The following is a 22,216-nucleotide window of genomic DNA, read 5'->3' on the forward strand; positions in this document are numbered from 1 at the left end:
AAGGCTGCGATCTTTTGATTGATCGTTCCCACGCTCCGCGAGGGAATGCAGCCAGAGACGCTCCGCGTCCCGAAATCAAAAGATCGCAGCCTGCGGCAGCTCCTACATGAATATGCTCATTCGCCTTGCACGACCCGCTGACGCAGCGGCCCTCCCCACTGGTGACGGCAGCGATTGAAAAGGCCCGCCAGCTGCAATTGCAGGCAGTGACATTGACCACGTTTCGCGACCTGCCGTGGAATGCGCCGTTCTATCGACGCATGGGTTTTATCGAGTTGCCCTCCTCACACAACTTCGGCCATCTACACGACGCACTGCAGGTCGAAATCGCCCACAACTTTCCCGCAGAACGTCGCTGCGCCATGCTCCTGCCGACAATTCCCCTGTAGGAGCTGCCGCAGGCTGGGATCTTTTGATTTCAGGACGCGGAGCGTCCCCGGCTGCATTTCCACGCGGAGCGTGGGAACGATCAAAGATCGCAGCCTGCGGCAGCTCCTACCGTATTTGTATTTGACCGGGGATGGTTGTCCGGTGAGCATGGCGTACGCCCGCCAGGCATTTTCAAATAAGGACATTGACCTCTTCGTGGCCACCTACTCGCGCTTCATCCGCCGGTTGATGATCAGCTCGCTGACCGTCGTCGTCAGCCGCGCCCTGATCAGCCCGCTGCTCACTCTGTTCCTCAGCAACAAACTCGGCCTCAACCCGCAAGACGTCGGCCTGCTCCTGGGCATCGCGGTGTTAAGTGCCACGCTGTTGTCGCTGTACGGTGGCTACATCATCGATCGGCTGGACAAGCGGCAGTTGCTGATCCTGAGCATGTTGTCGAGCGGCATCGGCCTGATGCTGCTGACCTTCGCGCAGAACCTGTATCTGGTCACCCTGGTGCTGATCATCAGCGAAACCGCGTCGGCATTGTTCCTGATTGGCTCCAAGGCGATCCTCAGTGAAAACCTGCCGGTCGGCCAGCGGGTCAAGGCGTTTTCGCTGAACTACACGCTGACCAACATCGGCTATGCCGTCGGCCCGATGATCGGCGTGGTGATTGCCGGTATCCAGCCGTCAGCGCCCTTCATCGTTGCGGGCGCGATCGCCATTGGCAGCATTTTCCTGCTGCTAGGCGCCACGAAAGAAGCGAATCCGATTACCGCAGTCGGCCCGCCGCAAAGTTTTCTCAAGACCCTGATCATCCTGAAGAACGACCGCACGATGATTCTGTTTACCCTCGGCTGCCTGCTCAGCACATTGGTGCACGGGCGCTTCACTCTGTACCTGTCGCAATACCTGCTGGTCACCCACACCCAGCAACAGACGCTGGACACCATGGCCGCCCTGCTCGCCTGCAACGCGATCACAGTGATTTTGCTGCAGTACCAGATCGGCCGTTTTCTCAAGCGCGAGCACCTGCGTCAGTGGATTGCCGGCGGTACGGCGCTGTTCATTGTCGGGCTGGTCGGTTTCAGTCTGGCCGACAGCCTGGTCGGCTGGTGCGTGGCGATGTTCATCTTCACCCTCGGCGAGATGATCATTTACCCGGCGGACTTTCTGTTTGTCGACACCCTGGCCCCCGAAGAACTGCGCGGCAGCTACTACGGCGCACAGAATCTGGCGGCCCTGGGCGGTGCGGCGAGCCCGGTGATGTGCGGGTTTCTGCTGATGCACACGCCGGCGCCCGTGATGTTCTACGCCTTGAGTGCCTTGGCGGCGGTCGGCGGCTATTTATGTTTCGTCAGTGGCCGCCGCATAGCCTTAGTGCAAAAATAATGCATTCAAACTGCATTTATATGAATTTGTCAGCATCGAGCCAGACCGGCACACTGTGCGCGTTCCTCCCCCAATGTTGGAACACTTCGAGGGCTTTCCGGATTGCCGGACAAGTCCTTTTTTTTGCCCTGAATTTGCTGCAAGGATCGGATTCACATGCTCGCTCGCTGGTTGCCCGCCGCCATCAACACCCGCCCGACCGAATGGAGCCGCGCCGCCATCGGCATGGCTTTGGGGACGCTGTTTAGTGTGTGGCTTTGCGCTCAGGTGTTCGGCCATGAAGTGGCTTATCACCTGATCGGCCCGCTGGGTGCTTCGGCGGTGTTGCTGTTCGCCGTGTCGTCCGGCGCGCTCGCCCAACCGTGGTCGATCATTGGCGGTTATCTGTGTGCCGGCGTCGTCGCGCTGCTGGTCGCACACGTGCTGGGACGAACCCTCGGTAGTGCCTGCCTGGCGGCGGGCATGGCGTTGATTCTGATGTGCTGGTTGCGCTGCCTGCATCCGCCGGCCGGTGCCTTGGCCTTGACCCTGGTCTTGGCCGATCCGGCGACCATCGCGATGGACTGGAAAGCCATGGAACCGGTGATGCTCGGTGCCGCGTGCCTGTTGCTCAGCGCCCTGGCCTACAATAATCTGACGCGCATCCGTTACCCGAAACGCCCGGCAGAACCGGCGCCGGTTCTGGCCCCGGTCGACAGCCAGGCAATCACCGCCGAAGACCTCAAGCTGGCGCTGGCCGACATGGAAGCGTTCATCGACATCACCCCCGAAGACCTCGAACAACTGATCCACGCCAGCGAACTGCACGCCAAACGCCGCAGCATCACCGCGACCTTCACCTGACCCCTTATGTAGGAGCTGCCGCAGGCTGCGATCTTTTGATCTTCTTAAAGAGGCACAATCGCATTCTTTGGCAGCGCCGACATAATCGCTTAGTCCGGCATAGACCGGATGATATCGGCCAAATCATCCTTGGTGATTTCATTTGCCTTTATTGCTTCAGCGACATCTTTCTTTGAGAGCGGGAAACGTTTAAAAATCTCCTTCAATGTATCTGCATCAACACTTGTCAGCCAGAGAGGATCAATTAAAGTGCCGCCATACTCAGGCTTCATAGGCACCTCATCACCAGCAATAACGCCCTGATGATTAAAGTAAACCATATAACGACTGAATCCCTCGGGATAGCTTTGATCATAATAAAGTGTGGTACCTCGAGGCAGCACGTAATAATTTTCATCATCGCCGCGCCCGGCAATCATCAAAGGCTCTCTTGTCTTAACCATATCCATGCTTCGACTCCTTATCAAACCAGTAGAAACAACAAAAAATAGTGCGCCAACATTGATCAATGTCACTGCGATCAAAAATAGTGACAGCCTACTTTTTGTAAATATTTTTCTTATCATAGCGTGCCTCAGTGTTGCCTTCGAGCATGGCCTGAAAATCTGCCGGCATGAATATTCCATCCCGAGGAGAGCTTTGAGTGTGCGTCGCTTGTCTTTCCACCCAAGAAAGCCCCCTCAGCTCTGCATACTGCTCGGGGTTTTGTATGATTGCCTTTCCTGAAACCTTAGCCCCGCCAATGGTCATGGTTGTACAGTTGTTCGTCGTTGGCTGATAACTCTCGGGCAAAAGATATCGAGTAGAAGTAGGAAACTTCTTTCTCAATTCTTTTTTTCTCGCAATGACGCCATCGAAGTACGTATTCACCGCCTCGGCTTCTTTATTGCCCAGATAATAAACAAAACCCGTTGTAGTCCTCCCGTAGCGGTTTTCGTTCGCTATGTACGCATTGAAAGATGTCCATACATTGAAGATACCCTCTCCTTCACTTTTGAAAGGCCCCCATACCAGCCCATACCGCCCGAAGTCGTAGGTGATGTCTTTATTATCCACGACAACGCGCAAAGCAGCGTGACCGTAAGTATGGTCTTCTCCTTTTAACGTATAGGGGCCTCCGATTAGAATTTCCATAAATGCACCGGACACTGCCAATCTATTCGTCCTGGTGGTTTTGCCTGATGCACCTGAAGATTTTGCTGCCTGCTTGGTACCAGACGTCTTGGTAGGCTGAACCATTAAAGATGTTCCGTATCTTCAAGTTTCGGGAATTTAATACTGCAACTTCCCCTGGGAATATTTGCCACATGCACGAAGCCATTTCCGTCAAGAACACCGGTCATCACAGTTCCATCGGGTAGCGTCAGTTCATATGCTTCGTTGGCGATAGGCTCATCTCTATCGTCAAGCAACTGAAACTCAACAAAAGTCTTTTCTTTGAGAAATTCCGAGAAAAAACTGGTCGAAGCACCACCCCCAAACTCACCGACAAAAGTATCGGGGGAACCAGCCGTTATCGTCGCGCCACATGCTGTTTGCGAGTCAACGTGCGCTACGTCTTTCCCTAACCCAAAGACATGCGGGGCGCCTGTTGTTATGGGGTTGCTACCGTGAATCGGACAGGAGTAGATATCTCCTACCAAAGCCACGGGCATTGAGTTAACAAAAATCGGGCTTGATCCGGTAGTGATATTCCCACCGTGACTGCCCGGATCTCCTAGTCGTGCGACTGGCTTTCCTGCCATCGTTTAGTCTCCTTCTAACATCACGAACTGGCGGATGTTACCTGATCTTCGATGGTTCCTGAACAAATGAAAACTATACAGGAACTGGCTTACACGATAAGAAGCCTCCTCCCATGCACCGCCGGTTGACTGACCTTTGCTCACTTCCTGTCGACGTGAAAGATGTGCTCGGCCGACAGATTCTGAAGCAGATTTGAAGCAAGAGCTGTTAAATACAACGAAGCCGCGATCTTTTGATCTTGAAAAAACAAGATCAACAGATCGCAGCCTTCGGCAGCTCCTAACATGAGCCCGCGTATATTTTTGGGTAAGGTAAAAACGCAGACAGGCCCTGCAGATATCCCCGTTGTACAGGGCAAATTTGCACTGTTACGATCCGGTAACGCTCGCGCGCGAGCTTCTCGAATAAAGACAATAAAAGCAGGGAGTTACTGATGACAGCTCAGGCTTCATCCCCGCGGACTCAGTCCATGGATGCCACGCAAGACGACGTGCTGGCCGAGGTTCGCAACCACATCGGTCACCTGACCCTCAACCGCCCCGCCGGCCTCAACGCCATCACCCTCGACATGGTGCGCCTGCTGCAACGACAGCTCGACGCCTGGGCGGCTGACGCCAATGTCCATGCAGTAGTGCTGCGCGGTGCCGGTGAAAAAGCCTTCTGCGCCGGCGGCGACATTCGCTCGCTATACGACAGCTTCAAAAGCGGCGATACCTTGCACGAAGACTTCTTCGTCGAGGAATACGCCCTCGACCTGACGATTCATCACTACCGCAAACCGGTGCTGGCCTTGATGGACGGTTTTGTCCTCGGCGGCGGCATGGGACTGGTGCAAGGCGCGGATCTGCGCGTGGTCACCGAGAAGAGCCGACTGGCGATGCCGGAAGTGGCCATCGGTTATTTCCCGGACGTCGGCGGCAGTTATTTCCTGTCGCGGATTCCCGGTGAACTGGGGATTTATCTGGGCGTCAGCGGCGTACAGATTCGCGCGGCCGATGCGCTGTATTGCGGCCTCGCCGACTGGTATCTGGACAGCAGCAAACTGGCGCTGCTCGATGAAAAACTCGATCAACTGGAATGGCAAGACACGCCGCTCAAGGCGCTGCAGAACCTGTTGGCCAAACACGCTGTGCAAACCCTGGCCGATGCGCCACTGGAAGCGCTGCGCCCGGCCATCGACCACTTCTTCGCCCTGCCCGACGTGCCGAGCATGGTCGAGCAACTGCGCGCGGTCACCGTCGCCGACAGCCATGAATGGGCAACCGCCACCGCGAATCTGCTGGAAACCCGCTCGCCACTGGCCATGGCCGTGACCCTGGACATGCTCCGTCGCGGCCGTCACCTGAGCCTGGAACAGTGCTTCGCACTGGAGTTGCATCTGGACCGCCAGTGGTTTGAGCGCGGCGACTTGATCGAGGGCGTACGTGCCCTGCTGATCGACAAAGACAAGACACCTCGCTGGAACCCGCCGACCCTGGCTGCGCTCGACGCGGACCATGTCGCGAGTTTCTTCCACGGGTTTGCTGAGAGCGGGAACTGAGCCATGCACGATCTCGAACTGACTGAAGAACAAGTGATGATCCGCGACATGGCCCGGGACTTCGCCCGTGGCGAAATCGCACCGCACGCGCAAGCGTGGGAAAAGGCTGGCTGGATCGACGACGCGCTGGTCGCGAAGATGGGCGAACTGGGTTTGCTCGGCATGGTGGTGCCCGAAGAATGGGGCGGCACTTATGTTGACTATGTGGCGTATGCCTTGGCGGTCGAAGAGATTTCCGCAGGCGATGGCGCGACCGGCGCGTTTATGAGTATCCACAACTCGGTCGGCTGCGGCCCGGTGCTCAACTACGGCAGCGAAGCACAGAAACAGACCTGGCTGGCGGACCTCGCCAGCGGGCAAACCATCGGCTGCTTCTGCCTGACCGAGCCGCAGGCCGGCTCCGAGGCGCACAACCTGCGCACCCGCGCCGAGCTGCGCGACGGCCAGTGGGTGATCAACGGTTCCAAGCAATTTGTCAGCAACGGCAAACGGGCGAAACTGGCTATCGTGTTTGCGGTGACCGATCCCGATCTGGGCAAGAAAGGCATTTCGGCGTTTCTGGTACCGACGGATACCGCCGGTTTTATCGTTGATCGCACCGAACACAAAATGGGTATCCGTGCTTCCGACACCTGCGCCGTGACCTTGAACAACTGCAGCATTCCCGAGGCCAACCTGCTCGGCGAACGCGGCAAAGGCCTGGCGATTGCCCTGTCCAATCTTGAGGGCGGACGTATCGGCATCGCCGCTCAGGCGCTCGGCATAGCCCGCGCGGCGTTTGAAGCGGCGCTCGCCTACTCGAAAGATCGGGTGCAGTTCGACAAGCCGATCATCGAACACCAGAGCATCGCCAACCTGCTGGCCGACATGCACATGCAGATCAACGCGGCACGCCTGCTGATCCTCCACGCGGCGCGCCTGCGTTCGGCGGGTAAACCGTGTTTGTCGGAAGCCTCGCAGGCCAAATTGTTTGCCTCGGAAATGGCCGAGAAGGTCTGTTCGTCGGCGATTCAGATTCATGGCGGGTATGGGTATCTGGAGGATTATCCGGTCGAGAAGTACTACCGCGATGCGCGGATCACGCAGATTTATGAGGGGTCGAGCGAGATACAGCGGATGGTCATTGCGCGGGATTTGAAGAACTATCAGTTGTGATGGTGTTGGGCCCCTTTTCCCTCACCCCAGCCCTCTCCCAGAGGGAGAGGGGGCCGACCGAGGTGTCTTTCGCCATGCATCGACCTGAAAGACCGTGTCGATTATCGATTGGATAAAACCGAACAATTATGGATTCGGTAAAGCCCTTTCAGGTCGGCGTACCTCGCAAGCATCCCCCAATCAGTCCCCTCTCCCTCCGGGAGAGGGGCCGACCGAGGTGTCTTTCGCCATGCATCGACCTGAAAGACCGTGTCGGTTATCGATTGGATAAAACCAAATCAATTATGGATTCGGTAAAGCCCTTTCAGGTCGGCGTACCTCGCAAGCATCCCCCAATCAGTCCCCTCTACCTCCGGGAGAGGGGCCGACCGAGGTGTCTTTCGCCATGCATCGACCTGAAAGACCGTGTCGATTATCGATTGGATAAAACCAAACAATTATGGATTCGGTAAAGCCCTTTCAGGTCGGCGTACCTTGCAAGCATCCCCCAATCAGTCTCCTCTCCCTCCGGGAGAGGGGCCGACCGAGGTGTCTTTCGCCATGCATCGACCTGAAAGACCGTGTCGATTATCGATTGGATAAAACCAAACAATTATGGATTCGGTAAAGCCCTTTCAGGTCGGCGTACCTCGCAAGCATCCCCCAATCAGTCCCCTCTCCCTCCGGGAGAGGGCTAGGGTGAGGGGCTTTTGAGCTCGATTCAAATCACTTGCCCGTGAACTCCGGCGCACGCTTGGCCACAAACGCCGCCATGCCTTCCTTCTGATCCTGCGTGGCAAACGCCGCATGGAACACCCGGCGCTCAAAGCGCACGCCTTCGGTCAGGTTCACCTCAAACGCACGATTCACGCTCTCTTTGACCATCATCGCAATCGGCAGCGATTTGCTCGCGATCACACCAGCCACTTTCAGTGCTTCATCGAGCAGCTCATCGCTCGGCACGATACGCGCCACAATCCCGCAACGCTCAGCCTCAACCGCATCAATCAAGCGCCCGCTCAAACACATTTCCATGGCCTTGGCCTTGCCTACGGCGCGGGTCAAACGCTGGGTTCCGCCCATGCCCGGCAACACGCCGAGATTGATTTCCGGTTGGCCGAATTTGGCGTTGTCGCCGGCCAGAATGAAGTCGCACATCAGCGCCAGTTCACAGCCACCGCCGAGGGCGAAACCGTTGACTGCAGCGATGATCGGCTTGCGACGGTTGGCCACACGATCGCTGTCGCTGAACAGGTCATCCATGTAGATCTGCGGGTAGGTCAGCTCAGCCATTTCCTTGATGTCGGCACCGGCAGCAAAAGCTTTTTTCGAACCGGTGATGACGATGCAACCGATGTTCGCGTCCGCTTCCAAGATGTCCAGCGCCTGGTTCACTTCGCTGACCAGTTGCGCGTTCAGGGCATTCAGCGCCTGCGGACGGTTGAGGGTGATCAAGCCAACGCGGCCGTGGTTTTCCAGCAGAATCGTTTCGTAGCTCATACATAACTCCTGAATTCATTCCTGTAGGAGCTGCCGCAGGCTGCGATCTGTTGACTTTGATTTTCAAGATCAAAAGATCGCAGCCTCGTTGCACTCGTCAGCTCCTACACACGGGGTGGGTTTACAGGTTGCGGGAGATGACCATGCGCTGAATGTCGCTGGTGCCTTCGTAAATCTGGCAGACGCGCACGTCGCGGTAGATGCGTTCCAGCGGGAAGTCGTTGAGGTAACCGTAACCGCCCAGCGTCTGCAATGCCATCGAACAGACCTTCTCGGCCATTTCCGAGGCGAACAGTTTGGCCATCGACGCCTCGACCAGTGCCGGCTGGCCGCTGTCACGCAGGGCCGCCGCGTAATGCACCATCTGCCGGGCGACGGCAATTTGCGTGGCCATGTCAGCTAGGCGGAACGCGACAGCCTGGTGTTCGATGATCGGCTTGCCGAAGGTGTCACGCTCACGGGCGTAATCGCGCGCCGCTTCGAACGCCGCACGGGCCATGCCCACCGATTGCGAGGCGATGCCGACACGGCCGCCCTCAAGGTTGGCCAAGGCGATCTTGTAGCCCTCGCCCTCCTCGCCCAAGCGGTTGGCCACCGGCACTTTCACGTCTTCGAAAAGAATCTGGCAAGTGTCAGAGGCGTGCTGGCCGAGCTTGTCTTCGACCCGCGCGACCTTGTAACCCGGCGAATCGGTCGGCACGATGAACGCCGTGATCCCACGCTTGCCGGCGCTCGGATCAGTCACCGCGAAGACGATGACGATCCCGGCGTTCTGCCCGGAAGTGATGAACTGTTTGCAGCCGTTCAACACATAGTGATCGCCTTCCAGCCGCGCGCGGGTTTTCAGGCTGCTGGCGTCGGAACCGGCTTGTGGCTCGGTCAGAGCGAAGGCACCGAGCATGGCGCCGCTGGCCAGCGGTTTGAGGAAACGTTCGCGCTGATCGTCGTTGCCGAATTTGAGGATCGGCACGCAGCCGACCGAGTTGTGCACGCTCATGATCGTTGAGCAGGCGCCATCGCCCGCAGCGATTTCTTCCAGGGCCATGGCGTAGCCCAGGTAGCCGGTGTCGCAACCGCCCCACTGCTCCGGCACGAGCATGCCGAAGAAGCCCAGCTCGGCCATTTCACCGATGGCTTCCTTGGGGAAGCGGTGTTCGCGATCCCACTCGGCGGCAAACGGCTTGAGGCGTTCCTCGGCAAACTGCCGGGCCATGTCGCGGATCTGGGTTTGGTCTTCGTTGGGAATCATGCTGAATCCTTAAATCCGGTTGACCACAACCCCCTGTAGGAGCTGCCGCAGGCTGCGATCTTTTGATCTTGCTTTTGTTTTCCAAAAATCAAAGTCAAAAGATCGCAGCCTGCGGCAGCTCCTACAGGGGTGGTGTGTTTAGTAAAGGCATTCCACGGCCATGGCTGTGGCCTCGCCGCCGCCGATGCAGATCGCAGCGATACCGCGCTTGAGGTTTCGCTGGCGCAGGGCCGACAGCAATGTCACCAGAATCCGCGCACCGGAGGCACCGATCGGATGGCCCAGCGCACATGCACCGCCATGCACGTTGAGCTTGTCGTGGGGGATTTCCAGATGCGTCATCGCCGCCATGCCGACCACGGCAAACGCTTCGTTGACCTCGAACAGATCGACATCACCCAACGACCAGCCGGTTTTCTTGATCAGCTTCTTGATCGCACCAATCGGCGCCACCGGGAACAGGCCGGGGGTGTCGGCGAACGCCGCATGACCATGGATCACGGCCAACGGTTTCAGCCCCAGTTTCTGCGCCTGCGACTGACGCATCAGCAGCAGTGCCGCCGCGCCGTCAGAGATCGAACTGGAATTGGCCGCCGTCACCGTGCCACCTTCGCGGAACGCCGGTTTCAGTGAGGCGATCTTGTCCAGTTTGGCTTTCGGCGGCTGCTCGTCGTTGCTGATCAGCACCTGTTCTTTACCGACGGTCACGGTCAGCGGGACGATTTCGTCCTTGAAGCTGCCGTCCTGAATCGCCTGCTGCGCGCGGGTGGTCGAGGCGATGGCAAAGGCATCCTGCGCTTCGCGGCTGAAATGATTGGTCTCGGCACAATCTTCGGCAAAGGTGCCCATCAGGCGCCCCTTGTCGTAGGCGTCTTCGAGGCCGTCGAGGAACATCGAATCAAGCACGCGACCATGGCCCATGCGATAACCGGCGCGAGCGCGATCCAGCAGATACGGCGAGTTGGACATGCTCTCCATGCCGCCAGCGATGACCACATCGGCACTGCCGGCGATCAGCATGTCGTGGGCGAGAATGGTGGTCTCCATGCCCGAACCGCACATCTTGTTGACGGTGGTGCAACGGGTCGATTTATCCAGCCCGGCGCCCAGCGCAGCCTGACGCGCCGGCGCCTGGCCGAGACCGGCCGGCAACACGCAACCGAACAGCACTTCATCGACCGCGTCGCTGGCGACACCGGCACGTTCAACCGCAGCCTTGATCGCCGCAGCACCGAGTTGCGGCGCGGTGAGGCTTTTCAGTTCGCCCTGGAAGCCGCCCATGGGCGTGCGCACAGCGCTGACGATAACAATCGGATCGTTGGAAATAGTCATGACAAATCCTCCTTACTTGGCGGCCATGCGCAAGGCACCGTCGAGACGGATCACCTCGCCGTTGAGCATGCTGTTTTCGATGATATGGCGAACCAGTGCAGCGTATTCGCCAGGCTTGCCCAGGCGCGGCGGGAACGGTACGCCGGCAGCCAGCGAATCGCGCACTTCCGGGGTCATGCCGGCCATCATCGGCGTTTCGAAAATGCCCGGTGCGATGGTCATCACGCGAATGCCGAAACGCGCCAGTTCACGGGCGGCGGGCAGAGTCAGGCTGGCAATTGCGCCTTTGGATGCGGCGTAAGCTGCCTGACCTATCTGGCCGTCGAATGCTGCCACCGAGGCGGTGTTGATGATTACACCGCGTTCACCGTCGGCATTGGCTTCGGATTCGGCAATCGCCGCAGCGGCCAGACGCAGCATGTTGAAGCTGCCGATCAGGTTGACGTTGATCACCTGGGCGAAGCTGCTCAGCGCATGCGGGCCGTTCTTGCCGAGGATCTTCTCGCCTCGCACGATACCGGCGCAGTTGACCAGACCGTTGAGGCTGCCAAACGCGGCGACGGTCGCTTGCACGGCGGCTTCGGCGGCGGCTTCGTTGCTGATGTCAGCCACCACACTTTGCGCGCCCAGACGCTGGGCCTGAGCGGCGACGGCTTCGGCATTCATGTCTACCAACATCACTTTGGCGCCGGCATTCACCAGCAATTCAGCGGTGGCCGCGCCCAAGCCAGATGCACCGCCGGTGACGATAAAAACCTTGTTCTCGATCTGCATGACTGTCTTTCCTGATTCAAGCTGAAACGTTAGACGCCGCGGCCTCTTGAGCCTTGGCGATTTCCTGGTTGCGCAAGATAAAGCGCTGCAATTTGCCGCTCGGGGTCTTGGGCAATTCGCTGACAAATTCGATTTCACGCGGGTACGAATGCGCGGCCAGACGTTTGCGCACGTGTTGGCGCAGTTCTTCGGCCAGCTCCGGCGCGGCGCGGTATTGCGCACTGAGCACGACGAAGGCTTTGACCAGTTCGGTGCGCTCCGGGTCCGGCTTGCCGACGACCGCCGCTTCGACCACTGCCGGGTGTTCGATCAGCGCGCTTTCCACGTCGAACGGGCCGACGCGATAGCCGGAGGTGGTGATCACGTCATCGCTGCGGCCGACGAAACTGATGCTGCCGTCCGGATTCCATTCCACGGTGTCGCCGCTCAAGTAGTAATCGCCGACGAAGGCTTTGGTCGGCGCACCTTCGTAGCCACCGAACCAGCACATCGGCGATTGCGGGCGGTCGATGGCGAGGATGCCGGGCTGGCCGACACCGAGCTCGTTGTACTGATCATCGAGCACGACGATGCGATGGCCCGGCGAGGCAAAACCGGCGGCGCCGACGTGAACCGCGTGGTCGAGGCCGTGGTGGTTGCACAGCACCATGCCCAGTTCGGTCTGGCCGTAGTGATCGTGAATGACCACGTCGAGGTTGTCGGCGAACCAGCGGATCACTTCCGGATTCAGTGGCTCGCCAGCACTGCTGACAATGCGCAGTTTGCCCTTGATCGATTTGGCGAACTCGTCACCGCCAGCAATCAGCAGACGATAGGCCGTCGGCGAACCGGTGAGGTTGGTGATGCCGTACTTGTTGATCACCCGGCAGGTGCTTTCGAGGGTGAACGGCCCATCGTAGAAAGTGATCGGGTGACCCATCGACAACGGGCCGGTGACGCCGAAATAAATGCCGTAGGCCCAGCCCGGATCAGCGACGTTCCAGAACGAATCTTCCGGGCGCAGATCCACGGCATCTCGAGTGTAGCTCTGGAACGCGACGATGGCTTTGAGCGGCACCGACAGCGCTTTCGACGGGCCTGTGGTGCCCGAGGTGAACATCAGCAGGAACGGATCGTCACCGGTCAGCAGCACTGGCTCGCAGACGTTGGAAAAGTTGGCCAGTTCGGCCCAGAAACTGAAATCGCCACGGACGATGCCCTGGCCCTTGGCGCCACCGACGGTGACGAGGGTTGGGCAATCGGCAACCTCAGCGAGTTTCGGCCGGTTGACCGCGTCGGTGACCACCACTTTGGCGCCTGAGCTGGTCAGGCGATGTTCAAGGGCTTTGGGGCCGAACGCGGTGAACAGTGGCTGATACACCGCGCCGATGCGCCAGGTGGCGAGCACGGTGATGAGTAATTCGATGTTGCGTGGCAGCAGGCCGGCGACTTTGTCACCCTTCTGCACGCCTTGGGCGAGAAGGAAATTGGCAAAACGCGCGGCTTTGTCTTGCAGATCGCTGAAGGTGTACGTCGCACTGGCGCCGTCGCGACCTTCCCAGAACAGCGCGATACGCCCGGGCAAGGCATGACGGTCGCAGCATTCGACGCAGGCATTGAGTGCCTCAAGCGTACCGCTGAGCGCGGCATCCACGGTGTGCTGATAGTTGAACTGTGTGGTGGCAGACAAGTAATCGCGCATTGCCAGAATCCCTCTGTGTTTTTATTAGGCTGGGAAGCGTAAACAACAGAGGGATAGTCGCGCTGTGTGGGGGCTGGGGCAATGGTCAAAGCCATCAAAGTGGCTGACTGGTTTGGCCATGCCTTGCCACACCGATCGTTCCCACGCTCCGCGTGGGAATGCAGCCCCGGACGCTCTGCGTCCACTTCAGAATTGGAACGCGGAGCGTTCCATCAGGCATTCCCACGCGGAGCGTGGGAACGATCATCACAGGGGGAATGCCTTTCAAATGTAGGAGTGAGCCTGCTTGCGATAGGGCCGGGTCAGACAACCTCATTGAGGATCAGCGTGCGGTAATGCCCCGGATTCGATCCCGACCACTTACGAAACGCCTTATAAAACGAACTCGCATCCGCAAACCCCAACCGGCTGGCAATCTCGACAAAACTGATCGAAGGCTCCGCCAGCCAGACAATCGCCAATTCCTTGCGCACGCTGTCCTTGAGGCCCTGATACGTCTGCCCTTCCTCGGCCAGTCGGCGGCGCAAGGTCGAGGCCGACATGCACAACTGCTGGGCCAAAGCCTCGGTTTCCGGCCACTGCTCAGCGGGCAACTGCCGCAGATCCTGCTTGATCCGACTGGCGAGACTCTCCGGGTCGCGGTACTTCACCAGAATGTTCGCCGGCGCGTGGGCCAAAAAGCGTTTCAGCTCTTCGGCAGAACGTTTGATCGGTAGCTCAAGGCCATCCGCGGAAAAGATCATTCGCGTACGGGGGCGATCGAACCGCAGGTTCTCCGAGAACATCACCCGATAGTCATCGGTAAAATCCGGCTCAGGGCAGCGCAGTTCGATGGCCAGAATCGGAATCCGCCGTCCCGCCAGCCAGCAGGCAACGCCGTGGACGATCATCCAATAGGTGAAATAGGTGAAGGCGCGGCGCGGCTCAGGGTCGTCTTCGAGCAGGACGATTTCCGCGAGACTCTGTTGATGCACCAACTGCGCCGGCAGGCGCTCCAGCATCAACGACAGAAAGCTCAGCCCCGTGCTCAAACCCGCCGCCAGCGTCGGTTGCGCCATCGCGCTGCGGCAGAGGAATTCCAGGCTGCCGGACTTCAGCTTGCGCGAGTCCATGCCAAAAAACTCGTCGTCGCCACGCCGGGCCAGCAGACGCCAGAGTCTGGCGTACTGCGAGGCCGGTACCCGCCCGCCCTCGGATTGCAGCAGCGCCGGATCAATCCCGACCTTGTTCAAGACTTCTTCCGTGGCCACGCCCGGGGCACAACTTTGCAGCAGCGCTTCACGCACCAGTTGCACGGCGATGGTGTCTTTTTCCGACATGGAACTCGGTAAACCTTGTTGTTTTTGAGTGGCAAGCATCTTACCGCAACCCATGTAGGAGCTGCCGCAGGCTGCGATCTTTTGATGTTGATCGTAAAAAAACAGATCAAAAGATCGCAGCCTTCGGCAGCTCCTACATGAGAATGGTTGTTCTTCGAGTTGTTCAGCTTCTGTTCAGGTTTGTGTCAATGATTGTCATGTGAGAATGGTTGTCATTATGTTACAACTTGTAACCTCTTCGAATGACTTAGTTGGACACCGAATGCTCGTTCCCTTTCTGATCATGCTGCGCGAAGGCATTGAAGCCGCGCTGATCGTTGGCATCATCGCCAGCTACCTCCAGCAAACCGGCCGTGGCCAGTGGATGCCTGCCGTGTGGATCGGCGTTTTCCTCGCCGCCGCCCTCGCCCTGCTGGTCGGTGGTGGTCTGGAACTGGTCAGCGCGGAATTTCCGCAGAAGCAGCAGGAACTGTTCGAAGGCATTGTCGGGCTGGTCGCTGTGGGGATTCTCAGCTCGATGGTGTTCTGGATGCGCAAGGTTGCGCGTTCGATCAAGCATTCGCTGCAAGCCTCGCTGGACCACGCGCTGACGTCTTCGAAACACCAAGTGATCGCATTGATCGCAATGGTGTTTTTCGCTGTAGCCCGCGAAGGGCTGGAAACGGTGTTCTTCCTCCTCGCGGTGTTCCAGCAGAGCGAAGGCCCGGGCGCGCCGATCGGTGCGCTGCTCGGCCTGATCCTGGCGATCATCGTCGGGTTCCTGATCTACAGCGGCAGCATGCGCCTGAATCTTTCGGCGTTTTTCAAGTGGACCGGCCTGTTCATTCTGGTGGTCGCCGCCGGGATTCTCGCCAATTCGGTGCAGGCCCTGCATGAAGCCGGGCTGTGGAACCACCTGCAAACCGTGCTGTTCGACTTCAGCGCGACGCTGCCGATGGATGGCCCGCTGGGCTCGGTACTCGCCGGCATGTTCGGTTATCAGGATGCACCGACCGTCAGCACCCTTGGTGCCTATCTGATTTATCTGCTGGTGGCGTTGGTGATGTTTTTCCTCCCCGCGCCCAAACCCGCCGCGCAATCGTCTTCCGTTTCCAGCCAATAAGGGCATCCATGTCAAAGCCTAATACTCCTCAGGCCTCCCCTCCTCGCGCCTTGCGTTGGGCGGTGGCCGGTTCGGTGATCATCATGATCGCCGCCGGTGGCCTGTTCTGGTACGCCTCGAAAATGGCGGCGGCCAAGCGTCAGCACAATCACGATGAAGTGGTGGTGAACATCCATCCGGGCAGTTGCGAACCCAATGCGCTGACCGTACCGGCCGGCCGCGCCAGTTTCCGCATCGTCAACCGCTCCGACCGCGCCGTGGAGTGGGAAATCCTCGACGGCGTGCTGGTTGTCGAAGAACGCGAAAACATCGCGCCGGGCCTGAGCCAGGTGATCAACGCCAATCTGCAACCCGGCGATTACGCCATCACCTGTGGCCTGCTGAGCAACCCGCGCGGCACCTTGCACGTCACGCCGACTGCCGCCTCTGATGCGGCCGCGAAAGCCAAACCGTCGATGGTCGCTTTCGTCGGGCCGCTGTCGGAATTCCGTGTGTACCTGGCCAGCCAGAGCAGCGCGCTAATCAAAGCCGTGACCGCGCTCAATCAAGCGATTGAAAGCGGCGACTTGAGCCAGGCTCAGGCGCTGTACCTGCCCGCCCGTGCGGCGTATCAGCGCCTGGCACCGGCCGCGCAACGCCTGGCGGAATTGGACAACAGCATCAACGCCCGCGCTGATTACTTCGAAAAACGCGAGCTGGATCCAGCCTTCGTCGGCTTCCACCGCCTCGAATTCGGCCTGTTCCAGCAGCGCAAACTCGATGAGCTGACGCCAGTTGCCCAGCGCCTGCTCAGCGACGTCACCACGCTCAAACAGCAACTGCTCGCGCAATCGCTGCCACCGGAGCAACTGGTGAACATCGTCGTGCGCAACCTCAACACTCTGGCCGACGTTCGTGCAGCCAGCGGTGAAGAGGAACGCTACAGCCACAGCGACCTCAACGGTTTCGCTGCGAATGCCGAAACCGCGCACAAAGTCGTCGATCTGCTGCGGCCAATGCTGAGCAAATCCGCCGCCGACCTTCTGCCAAAAATCGACAAGGCCCTGGCCGACTTCGACAGCGAACTCAACAGCTACAAGATCAAGGACGGCTACGCCAGCTACGACTCCGTCAGCGGCGAACAACGCAAGCAGATCGCCGACAAGGCTCAGGCTCTGGCCGACGCACTGGATGGCATTGATCCCGCCCTCGGCCTCTCCGGCCTGTAAGCAGAAGACGAGTACCGATGAACGATTCAGAACCCCTCAACCTGCAACGTCGCCGTGTCCTGATGGGCATGGGCGCCGCCGGTGTCGCCCTCGCCGGTTCAGCCCTGAGCTGCCCGGCCATGGCCGCCGCGCCGGCACAAGTCACCGAAGCACCGAGCAGCGACAAGACCGAAGACCGCCACGATTTCCACGGCGTGCACCAGACCGGCATCGTTACCCCGCGCCCCGCATCCGGCATGCTCGTTTCGTTCGACGTGTTGGCCAGTGATCGCGAAGACCTTGAGCGACTGTTCCGCACCCTCAACGAGCGCATCGCTTTCCTGATGAAGGGCGGCCTGATTGAGCAGATCGACCCGAAACTGCCGCCGCCAGATTCCGGCATCCTCGGCCCGAACGTGACGCCGGACAACCTGACCATCACCGTTTCCGTCGGCGAATCGCTGTTCGACGAGCGCTTCGGTCTGGCCGACGCCAAGCCCAAGCGCCTGCAACGCATGGTCGGTTTCCCCAACGATGCGCTGGAGGCCGATTGCTGCCACGGCGACCTGAGCCTGCAGTTTTGCTCCAACACCACCGACACCAACATTCACGCCCTGCGCGACATCGTCAAGAACCTGCCCGACCTGCTGCTGGTGCGCTGGAAACAGGAAGGCAGCGTGCCGCCGCAAGCCCCGGCCAAACCCGGTGTGCCGGCGCAATCGGCGCGCAATTTCCTCGGCTTCCGCGACGGTTCGGCCAACCCGAACTCCAACGATAGCAAAGCCATGGACAGCATCGTCTGGGTGCAACCGGGCAGCGACGAACCGGCCTGGGCTGCGCACGGCAGTTACCAAGCGGTGCGGATCATCCGCAACTTCGTCGAGCGCTGGGATCGCACACCGTTGCAGGAACAGGAAAGCATCCTCGGCCGGGTGAAAACCTCCGGCGCGCCTATCGGTGGCAAACACGAAACTGAAGTCCCGGACTACCACAAAGACCCGGAAGGCAAGCTGACCAAACTCGACGCGCACATTCGTCTGGCCAACCCGCGCACCGCTGCGAGCCAGGCCAACCTGATCCTGCGTCGGCCGTTCAACTATTCCAACGGCGTCAACAAGAACGGCCAGCTCGACATGGGCCTGCTGTTCATCTGTTACCAGGCTGATCTGGAAAAAGGCTTTATTACCGTGCAGACCCGTCTCAACGGCGAACCGCTTGAGGAATACCTCAAACCGGTCGGCGGCGGTTACTTCTTCACCCTGCCGGGTGTCACGGGCGACAAGGATTTCATCGGTCGCTCGCTGCTCAACGCCACACAACCCAAAACCGCTGCATAAAAACAACATTCAACACTGGAGCCGCCCCATGAAGAAGACGCCACTCGCGTTATTGCTGACCCTTGGTTTGCTCAACACCCCGCTGTCGGCGTTCGCCGCGACAGCGCCGCTGGATCTGGTCGGGCCGGTGTCGGACTACAAGATTTACGTCACCGAGCAACTCGATGAGTTGGGCAGCCACACTCAACAGTTCACCGACGCCGTGAAAAAAGGCGACCTGGCCACCGCGCAAAAACTCTACGCACCGACCCGCGTTTACTACGAGTCGATCGAGCCGATTGCCGAGCTGTTCAGTGACCTCGATGCGTCCATCGATTCGCGCGTCGACGACCACGAGAAAGGCGTGAAGGCTGACGACTTCACCGGTTTCCATCGCATCGAGTACACGCTGTTCTCGGAGAAAAGCACCCAAGGCCTGAACGAGCTGGCAGACAAGCTCAACAGCGACGTCAAAGACCTGCAAACCCGCGTCGCCGGCCTGACCTTCCCGCCTGAAAAAGTAGTCGGTGGCGCTGCTGCGCTGCTGGAAGAAGTGGCCGCAACCAAGATCTCCGGTGAAGAAGATCGCTACAGCCACACCGACCTGTATGACTTCCAGGGCAACATCGACGGCGCGAAGAAAATCGTCGATTTGTTCCGTCCGCAGATCGAGCAGCAGGACAAGGCATTCGTCGCGAAGGTCGACAAGAACTTTGCCACGGTCGACAAGATTCTGGCCAAGTACAAGACCAAGGATGGCGGGTTCGAAACCTACGACAAGGTGAAGGATAACGATCGTAAAGCGCTGGTCGGTCCGGTGAATACACTGGCGGAAGACCTGTCCACGTTGCGTGGGAAGCTCGGTCTGAATTGATTTTTTGTAGCGTCTAAGCGGGCCCCATCGCTGGCAAGCCAGCTCCCACAGGTTCTTGGGTGTACACAATATTTGTGGATCACCAAGAACACTGTGGGAGCTGGCTTGCCAGCGATGGCATTTTCAGCAGCGCTAAAGTATCCGGTACAGCAACCGCTCAATCCGCACCCGACTCACGCGCTTGAGAAACTTGGCCACCCCGGCCGGGTATTCCGGCAATGTCTCCAGGCTCTGGAAATTCTCGATCCGCGTGGTATGGCGGAAAATCTCTTCCAGCTCCTTCGCCCGCGGCGCCAGCCATTCCCCCTTCGGGTCTTCAATCAGCAACGCGTTTTCCAGATCCAGACGGAACGCCCGTGGATTAAGGTTATTGCCGGTCAGCAGCGTATAACGCTGATCGACCCACATGCCCTTGAGGTGATAGGTGTTATCGCCATCACGCCACAAGTGCAGGTTCAACTGGCCGCTGTCGATGTTGCGTTGATGGCGCTTGGCGAAGCGGCGCAGGCTGATCTCGTACAGGTACGGCAGCGCGGCGATCACCTTGAACGGCTCGCTCGGCGGGATGTAGAAATCGTTGGCGGTCTTGTCGCCGACGACGATGTCGATCTTCACGCCACGGGCCAATGCGCGGTTGATCTCGCGGATGACCCCCAGCGGCAAATTGAAATACGGCGTGCAAATGGTCAGCTGCTTTTGCGCGCTGGCAATCAACTCGAGAATCGCCCGGTTCAACGGGTTGTTCTTGCCGACACCAAGCAACGGCGTAACGCACAGACCGTCTCTGGCAGTGCTGCCAGTGGCGGTGTCGTACGTTGCATATTTGAGACGACTGCGCAGATCACCGATGTCGTTGCGCAGGCTGCGCGTAGTCGGCAGGTTGGGCAGATCGAGGCGATGCACAGCTTTGGATTCGATCAGGCCATGCTTGACCAGATGATGCATCGAGTCCGCCAGTTCGTGGCTTTGCAGCACGTGATAACGGTCGAAACGGTACTTGTCGAACTTGTGCAGGTAAACGTTGTTCAGGCTGGCACCGCTGTAGACCACGCAATCGTCGATCACGAAACCTTTCAAATGCAGAACGCCGAACAGCTCGCGAGTCTGCACTGGCACGCCGTACACCGGCACTTCGCTCTGGTGCGTGCGGGTCATGTCCTGGTACCACGCCGAATTGCCCGGCTGCTTGCCGGCCCCAATCAGCCCGCGCTGGGCGCGCAGCCAATCGACCACCACGGCGATTTCAAGCTCAGGGCGTTTGAGCTTGGCGGCGTGCAAGGCATCGAGGATTTCCTGACCGGCTTCGTCTTGCTGCAAATACAGCGCGACGATGTAGATGCGCTGGGTCGCCGTGGCGATTTTTTCCAGCAGGCAACGACGGAACTCGGCGGCGCCGGACAGAATGGTCACGGCCTCGGCGGTCAGCGTGAAGCTGCGCAGTTTGGGCAGCAAGGAACGTTTGAAAAGCAACGGCATAGGGCTCGCAATGGGTCGAATCCGAAGAACCCGAGAGCTTACACCATCGCATCCTTCGGGTCTTGTTAGTGCCTGTAAACAGATCAAAAGATCGCAGCCTTCGGCAGCTCCTACACAGACCAATGTAGGAGCTGCCGAAGGCTGCGATATTTTGATCTTAAAAAACAATTGCAAAAGGAGAACAACCGTTCTACTGTTCGCCACATGAACGAAATCAATAACAGTGATACCCGCGACATCATTCTCGATGTCACCGAAAAGCTGATCTACAAAAGTGGCATCGCTGCCACCAGCATGGATCTTCTGGTGAAAACCGCCGGTGTCTCGAGAAAAAGCATCTACCGTTATTTTGCGGATAAAGACGAACTGGTTGCCGCCGCTTTGCAACGTCGTGACATTCGCTGGATGCACTGGTACCGAAACGCCGTCGATCAAGCCGAAACCCCAGCCGATCGCCTGCTCAACCTGTTTACCGTACTCAACGGCTGGTTTGCCTCGGAAGGCTTTCGCGGTTGTGCATTCATCAACACCAGCGGCGAAACCGGCGACCCGAGCGACCCGGTGCGGCTGGTGGCCAAGGAACACAAACAGAAGCTGCTCGACTACGTGTGCGAGCTATGTACCGAATATGGCGCCGAAGACCCGCAACTGCTGGCCAAACAGTTGCTGATCCTGATTGACGGTGCCATTACCGTAGCGCTTGTGATGGGTGATCACGGTGCCGCCGATAATGCGCAATGCATGGCGCGTAAGTTATTGGGCCTGTAATACCTTGATAAGCCGGACTTGTTGTTCAATTACTCATTAGACCGGGAGACCGAACATGTCGACTGCAGCCCAGTTACGTCCGCCACTGCCCCCCTTCAACCGTGAATCGGCCATCGAGAAAGTTCGTTTGGCCGAAGACGGCTGGAATTCCCGCGATCCGGAAAAGGTATCGCTGGCCTATACCCTCGACACGAAATGGCGCAACCGTGCCGAATTCGCCAACAACCGCGAAGAAGCCAAAGCCTTTCTGACCCGCAAGTGGGCGAAAGAGCTGGATTATCGCTTGATCAAGGAACTGTGGGCTTACTCCGATACGCGCATCGCCGTGCGTTATGCCTATGAATGGCACGACGATTCGGGTAACTGGTTCCGCTCCTACGGCAACGAGAACTGGGAGTTTGATGAGCAGGGTCTGATGTTCCAGCGCTACGCGTGTATCAACGACATGCCGATCAAAGAGAGCGAGCGCAAGTTCCACTGGCCACTGGGCCGCCGCCCGGATGATCACCCCGGCCTGTCCGACCTCGGCCTGTAAACACCACCCCTGTAGGAGCTGCCGAAGGCTGCGATCTTTTGATGTTGTTTTCAAGATCAAAAGATCGCAGCCTTCG

At 58.8% G+C, this 22,216-nt stretch carries 21 protein-coding genes; 11 read left to right on the top strand and 10 right to left on the bottom strand.

The features are described 5' to 3' along the window. The first annotated feature begins 125 nt into the window (after window positions 1-125). The 3 genes from EJA70_RS31120 (at window position 126) to EJA70_RS14105 (ending at window position 2,607) form a co-directional block, all read left to right on the top strand. On the top strand, window positions 126-389 hold the full coding sequence (locus EJA70_RS31120; protein WP_158831480.1) for a GNAT family N-acetyltransferase: 264 nt from the start codon (window positions 126-128) through the stop codon (window positions 387-389). A gap of 196 nt (window positions 390-585) precedes the next feature. Continuing rightward, a complete protein-coding gene (locus EJA70_RS14100; RefSeq protein WP_158831482.1) occupies window positions 586-1,764 on the top strand; it encodes an MFS transporter in 1,179 nt (392 codons plus the stop codon). A gap of 156 nt (window positions 1,765-1,920) precedes the next feature. Next, window positions 1,921-2,607 (top strand): HPP family protein, encoded by a 687-nt coding sequence (locus tag EJA70_RS14105; protein WP_158831484.1) that lies wholly within the window; start codon window positions 1,921-1,923, stop codon window positions 2,605-2,607. An 89-nt stretch (window positions 2,608-2,696) separates the two neighbouring features. Here the strand turns inward: EJA70_RS14105 and EJA70_RS14110 are convergent, their stop codons facing one another. From EJA70_RS14110 to EJA70_RS14120, 3 genes are all read right to left on the bottom strand, one after another. Continuing rightward, the gene (locus EJA70_RS14110) at window positions 2,697-3,056 is read right to left on the bottom strand and encodes a hypothetical protein (RefSeq protein ID WP_256677675.1); all 360 of its coding nucleotides are present in this window, start codon (window positions 3,054-3,056) and stop codon (window positions 2,697-2,699) included. An 88-nt stretch (window positions 3,057-3,144) separates the two neighbouring features. Beyond that, a complete protein-coding gene (locus EJA70_RS14115; protein ID WP_158831488.1) occupies window positions 3,145-3,846 on the bottom strand; it encodes a hypothetical protein in 702 nt (233 codons plus the stop codon). Continuing rightward, a complete protein-coding gene (locus tag EJA70_RS14120) occupies window positions 3,846-4,352 on the bottom strand; it encodes a PAAR domain-containing protein (protein ID WP_158831490.1) in 507 nt (168 codons plus the stop codon). The genes EJA70_RS14115 and EJA70_RS14120 overlap by 1 nt, the downstream gene beginning before the upstream one ends. A gap of 434 nt (window positions 4,353-4,786) precedes the next feature. On the opposite strand from EJA70_RS14120, the gene EJA70_RS14125 reads away from it, so the two are divergent. Beyond that, complete coding sequence (locus EJA70_RS14125; protein WP_158831492.1) at window positions 4,787-5,893, top strand: enoyl-CoA hydratase/isomerase family protein; 1,107 nt, start codon at window positions 4,787-4,789, stop codon at window positions 5,891-5,893. Between the two features lie 3 nt (window positions 5,894-5,896). Beyond that, window positions 5,897-7,048, top strand: a complete 1,152-nt coding sequence (locus tag EJA70_RS14130) for an acyl-CoA dehydrogenase family protein (protein WP_008082569.1) — start codon at window positions 5,897-5,899, stop codon at window positions 7,046-7,048. Between the two features lie 705 nt (window positions 7,049-7,753). On the opposite strand, the gene EJA70_RS14135 is transcribed toward EJA70_RS14130, so the two are convergent. The 6 genes from EJA70_RS14135 to EJA70_RS14160 all read right to left on the bottom strand — a co-directional run bounded on the left by EJA70_RS14135 (window position 7,754) and on the right by EJA70_RS14160 (window position 14,882). Further along, window positions 7,754-8,527, bottom strand: coding sequence for an enoyl-CoA hydratase (locus EJA70_RS14135; RefSeq protein ID WP_158831494.1), 774 nt, complete (start codon window positions 8,525-8,527; stop codon window positions 7,754-7,756). A gap of 121 nt (window positions 8,528-8,648) precedes the next feature. Next, window positions 8,649-9,776, bottom strand: a complete 1,128-nt coding sequence (locus tag EJA70_RS14140; RefSeq protein WP_158831496.1) for an acyl-CoA dehydrogenase — start codon at window positions 9,774-9,776, stop codon at window positions 8,649-8,651. A 138-nt stretch (window positions 9,777-9,914) separates the two neighbouring features. Continuing rightward, on the bottom strand, window positions 9,915-11,108 hold the full coding sequence (locus tag EJA70_RS14145; RefSeq protein WP_158831498.1) for an acetyl-CoA C-acyltransferase: 1,194 nt from the start codon (window positions 11,106-11,108) through the stop codon (window positions 9,915-9,917). Window positions 11,109-11,120: 12 nt separating this feature from the next. Next, on the bottom strand, window positions 11,121-11,882 hold the full coding sequence (locus tag EJA70_RS14150) for an SDR family NAD(P)-dependent oxidoreductase (RefSeq protein ID WP_008082577.1): 762 nt from the start codon (window positions 11,880-11,882) through the stop codon (window positions 11,121-11,123). A 16-nt stretch (window positions 11,883-11,898) separates the two neighbouring features. Continuing rightward, window positions 11,899-13,563: an AMP-binding protein gene (locus EJA70_RS14155; RefSeq protein WP_158831500.1), complete on the bottom strand. Its 1,665-nt coding sequence runs from the start codon at window positions 13,561-13,563 to the stop codon at window positions 11,899-11,901. 302 nt (window positions 13,564-13,865) lie between these two features. Continuing rightward, window positions 13,866-14,882 carry an AraC family transcriptional regulator gene (locus tag EJA70_RS14160; RefSeq protein ID WP_158831502.1) on the bottom strand — a complete coding sequence of 339 codons (1,017 nt, stop codon included), beginning with the start codon at window positions 14,880-14,882 and terminating at the stop codon, window positions 13,866-13,868. A gap of 262 nt (window positions 14,883-15,144) precedes the next feature. Here EJA70_RS14160 and efeU point away from each other — a divergent pair, with 262 nt between their 5' ends. The 4 genes from efeU to efeO (EJA70_RS14180) are packed head-to-tail and all read left to right on the top strand — an operon-like array spanning window position 15,145 to window position 19,361. Further along, window positions 15,145-15,984, top strand: coding sequence for an iron uptake transporter permease EfeU (gene efeU / locus EJA70_RS14165; protein ID WP_158831504.1), 840 nt, complete (start codon window positions 15,145-15,147; stop codon window positions 15,982-15,984). A gap of 8 nt (window positions 15,985-15,992) precedes the next feature. After that, window positions 15,993-17,192, top strand: a complete 1,200-nt coding sequence (gene efeO, locus EJA70_RS14170) for an iron uptake system protein EfeO (protein WP_158831506.1) — start codon at window positions 15,993-15,995, stop codon at window positions 17,190-17,192. A 17-nt stretch (window positions 17,193-17,209) separates the two neighbouring features. Beyond that, a complete protein-coding gene (gene efeB, locus EJA70_RS14175) occupies window positions 17,210-18,508 on the top strand; it encodes an iron uptake transporter deferrochelatase/peroxidase subunit (protein WP_158831508.1) in 1,299 nt (432 codons plus the stop codon). A 28-nt stretch (window positions 18,509-18,536) separates the two neighbouring features. Next, complete coding sequence (gene efeO / locus EJA70_RS14180; protein ID WP_008082584.1) at window positions 18,537-19,361, top strand: iron uptake system protein EfeO; 825 nt, start codon at window positions 18,537-18,539, stop codon at window positions 19,359-19,361. Window positions 19,362-19,493: 132 nt separating this feature from the next. Here efeO (EJA70_RS14180) and pssA read toward each other — a convergent pair whose 3' ends face one another. After that, complete coding sequence (gene pssA / locus EJA70_RS14185) at window positions 19,494-20,837, bottom strand: CDP-diacylglycerol--serine O-phosphatidyltransferase (RefSeq protein ID WP_158831510.1); 1,344 nt, start codon at window positions 20,835-20,837, stop codon at window positions 19,494-19,496. 204 nt (window positions 20,838-21,041) lie between these two features. Between pssA and EJA70_RS14190 the strand changes: the two genes are divergently transcribed. Together EJA70_RS14190 and EJA70_RS14195 are read left to right on the top strand one after the other, a co-directional pair. Then, on the top strand, window positions 21,042-21,605 hold the full coding sequence (locus tag EJA70_RS14190; protein WP_158831512.1) for a TetR/AcrR family transcriptional regulator: 564 nt from the start codon (window positions 21,042-21,044) through the stop codon (window positions 21,603-21,605). 55 nt (window positions 21,606-21,660) lie between these two features. Then, entirely contained in the window at window positions 21,661-22,140 is a 480-nt protein-coding gene (locus tag EJA70_RS14195; RefSeq protein WP_008082590.1) for a nuclear transport factor 2 family protein, read from the top strand. Window positions 22,141-22,216: the final 76 nt, after the last annotated feature.

This window comes from Pseudomonas sp. PB103 (genome assembly GCF_009764635.1).
Classification (GTDB): domain Bacteria; phylum Pseudomonadota; class Gammaproteobacteria; order Pseudomonadales; family Pseudomonadaceae; genus Aquipseudomonas.